3 protein-coding genes are annotated in these 2,868 nt (G+C 60.9%); 2 read left to right on the top strand and 1 reads right to left on the bottom strand.

The window, feature by feature from the left end; translation table 11 throughout:
* Positions 1–905: glycosyltransferase family 4 protein (locus ACRXB1_RS33980; protein ID WP_449494531.1), on the top strand; the 905-nt coding region annotated here is incomplete at its 5' end.
* Here the strand turns inward: ACRXB1_RS33980 and ACRXB1_RS33975 are convergent.
* Entirely contained in the window at positions 874–1,641 is a 768-nt protein-coding gene (locus tag ACRXB1_RS33975; RefSeq protein WP_086380136.1) for a glycosyltransferase family 2 protein, read from the bottom strand. The genes ACRXB1_RS33980 and ACRXB1_RS33975 overlap by 32 nt on opposite strands.
* 303 nt (positions 1,642–1,944) lie before the next feature.
* Between ACRXB1_RS33975 and ACRXB1_RS33970 the strand changes: the two genes are divergently transcribed.
* The coding region (locus ACRXB1_RS33970) for a glycosyltransferase (protein ID WP_449494530.1) at positions 1,945–2,868 on the top strand (924 nt) is incomplete at its 3' end.

Genomic DNA, 2,868 nt, shown 5'->3' with positions numbered 1-2,868 from the left:
TGCACAGGATCAACGTATCCTTGCTGCCATCCAAGCTGCGCGATTCCTATTTCAACTGGGCGTTAAAGCGTGCGCGCAAGAAGGCGCAAGTCGATGTGCTGATTGGCTGCAATCGCGTGGAGTCGTCGGAGATCGCGATTTGCGGCGGTACGCACATCGGTTTCCTGGCCGCGACCGGACGTCATGAACGTCCCTCTGACACCCGTCAGATCAAGATCGAGCGTTTGCAGTATCAGCAGGCCACGGTGATCGTCGCACACTCGGAGATGATGCGCGACGAGTTGCGCGCGCTCTACGCCGTGCCCGATTCGAAGATCCGTGTGCTTTATCCGCCCGTGGATGGCGCGCGTTTCTCGCCGGTATCCGCCGAAAAACGCGTGGAGCTGCGCAAGCAGTTCGGTTTCGCCAATAACGAGATCATCCTGCTGTTTCCATCCAGTAGTCACGAGCGCAAGGGTTTGCCGCTGATCGAAGCGGCGTTGCGCGACAGCGGCTTGCCCGTGGTGATCGCAATCGCGGGAAGGCCGCCTGTGCAGACATCGGAAACGCTCAGATATATCGGATACGCGAAGAACATCGAGGACGCGTATCGGGCGGCGGACTTCACGATTCTTGCATCTTCGTATGAACCGTTCGGGCTAGTGGGTATCGAGTCGGTGATGTGCGGAACACCGGTGATTTTCCCGACGAGCATCGGCTGCGTCAGCGCGATTGCTGACAACGCCAAATTTACGTTTCAGGCCGGCAATGCCGATGATCTACGCAGCGCGGTGCAGCGCGCGCTTGGAGCAAAACCGGCGAATGCATCGGCCGAATCCATTTTCTACGACACGAGCATCGCGGCGCACGTCAGCGCCTTGCTGGAACTCGCCGTCAGTGCGGCTGGTTCAACTGCGCCAGTTTGAGAAAGCGGTAATACACGGTCTGCGCGTTGAACACCGCGATCATGAAACCGGCGCGGCCATCGAGAAAACCACGGCGCAGGAAATAGGTCCGCACGAACGCCCATGCGCCGCGCAGCACCGCGGTGCTGAAGCTGCCGCGCTTGCCCGCCGCGTGACGTTGTTGTGCACCGGCCGTCGAGTACGTATCGAGCTTGCGCAGCACGGTCTCGAAGTCCTCGTAAGAGTAATGCATCAGCTTGCCGTTCAAGCGCGCGACCTTTGTTGCGTCCGGTTGTGTGAGCACGAGCCGCTCGTGCACGAGATCATCGGAGAAACGCGCCGTGCCGCGTTTGAAGAGCCTGGGAATCCAGTCCGGATACCAGCCGCTGTGGCGAATCCAGTTCCCGCAAAAATTCGATAAACGGTCGACCGCGTAGACATCGGCCTGTGGCTTGGCGAGCGCTTCCCGGATCGCCAAGCCCAGTTCGGGCGACACGATTTCATCGGCGTCGATCGACAATATCCAGTCTGTTGTCAGCGCATCGAGCGCGCGGTTTTTCTGCGGGCCGAAGCCGGGCCAGTCCGGCGCGTCTATCACACGGGCACGATGCGCCTCGGCGATCCCGGCGGTGGCGTCGGTGCTGCCGCCATCGATCACGACGATTTCATCGGCGAACGCGACTGCCTCGAGGCATTGCGCGAGTCGGGCCGCAGCATTGAACGTGATAAGGGCGATGCCGAGCGTTGGGCGGGTCATGGGGCGTGAAAAAGGTACGTGAATTGCTATAATTTGACGCTAAAAGCACCGGCCGCGAGTGCTGCGTTTATAGTCGCGGTCGCGGCAATTTATGCCGTGAGCTGCACCAGATCGTGCATGGCTGCAAGACTGGTTGAAGTGCACATCGAGCACCAGGCATCAGGCGGTGTGGCGTGCCTGAAGTCTGCGAAGCTGGACATCGTTATACCAGACTCGGCCTGCCCGGCTCAGCGCCGAAACTCACAATACAACCGCCTGGGGCAAGCAGCGGCACGTCAGGATCAAACGGAGTCCATCACTGCAATGAAACCGCTGAGAATTTTGCACAGCGAATCGTCCAACGGGTGGGGCGGTCAGGAACATCGCACATTCAAGGAAATGCTTGCGCTGCGTGAACGCGGCCATACGCTGGAACTCGTTTGTGTTCCGGGCGCGCGGCTCGGCGAGCGGCTCGGCGCGGAAGGCTTCACGATTCACACCACACCCATGCGATCGGGCGTGGACGTGAGCGCGGTCGCGCGCATTCGGCAGCTTTTGAAGGAACGCCGTTTCGACGTGCTCAATACGCACAGTGGCCGCGACAGCCTGCTTGGCGGCGCTGCCGCGCGTCTCGCAGGTACGCCGCTGATCGTGCGCACGCGCCATCTCGCGCTTGCCATCACCTCGCGCGCCACGTACACATGGCTGCCGCACAAGGTGGTCGCCGTGAGCCAGTCGGTGCGGCGTTATCTGGTATCCGAAGGCGTGCCGGAAAGCGATGTCGTGACCATTTATACAGGTATCGCGAAACCACCGCCGGTGAGCCGCGCGGCATCCACGCTGCGCGCGGAACTTGGCCTCGGAGAGAACGCGGTAATCGCCGGCACGGTCGCAATCCTGCGCGACAAGAAAGGCCACGCGGATTTGATCCGGATTGCGAAACCTTTGATCCAACAGCGTCCGAACCTGCATTTTGTGTTCGCCGGTGACGGTCCTCTCTTCAATGAAATCCGCGCGAGCGTGCAGGACAACGGTCTTGCCGATCACATTCATATGCTCGGGCTGCGCCGCGACATCCCCAATGTGCTGGCAGGCTTCGATCTGTTCGTGCTGCCGACACATCAGGAGGCGCTGGGGACGTCGTTTATCGAGGCCATGGCTGCAGGACTGCCTGTGATCGGCACGGCGGTGGACGGTGTGCCCGAGGTTATCGACGACGGCGTGAACGGCCTGCTCGTTCCGGCGCAA

It is taken from the genome of Caballeronia sp. M23-90, from assembly GCF_053574605.1.
The sequence above is the reverse complement of the archived record's forward strand: the minus strand, read 5'-3'. Positions and strand labels throughout refer to the sequence as shown.